The organism is Dietzia sp. KRD202 (genome assembly GCF_017168155.1).
In the GTDB taxonomy this organism is placed as follows: Bacteria; Actinomycetota; Actinomycetes; order Mycobacteriales; family Mycobacteriaceae; genus Dietzia; species Dietzia kunjamensis.
Genome location: NZ_JABFAN010000097.1, coordinates 1 through 391 on the forward strand (window position 1 = coordinate 1; position 391 = coordinate 391).

At 70.1% G+C, this 391-nt stretch carries 1 protein-coding gene; it reads right to left on the reverse strand.

The genetic code is table 11. The features are described from left to right. On the reverse strand, positions 1-391 hold a 391-nt coding region (locus tag J1M64_RS19055), incomplete at both ends, for an MFS transporter (RefSeq protein WP_206475218.1).

The following is a 391-nucleotide window of genomic DNA, read 5'->3' on the forward strand; positions in this document are numbered from 1 at the left end:
GTAGAAGAGCACGTAGGTGGCGTACATGACGAAGGTGCCCAGGATCAGCTCCCACCAGTTGCGGCGGAACACCTCGCCCAGCGGCGCCTTCACGCGCTGGTCGCGGTCGAGGGCGCGCTGGAAGACCGGGGTCTCCTCGAGCTTGACGCGGACGTAGAGGCCCACGGCCACCATCACGATCGAGAGCAGGAACGGCACGCGCCACACCCACGTGAGGAACGGGCCGTCGAGCACCGGGCTCGTGGAGTCGTGGTCGAAGCCGAGCACCAGCGCGAGGAACAGGCCGTTGGCCAGCAGGAAGCCGATCGGCGCGCCGAGCTGCGGCCACATGGCCGCCTGCGCGCGCTTGCCGTCCTTGGCGTACTCCGTGGCCAGCAGGGCGGCGCCGGAC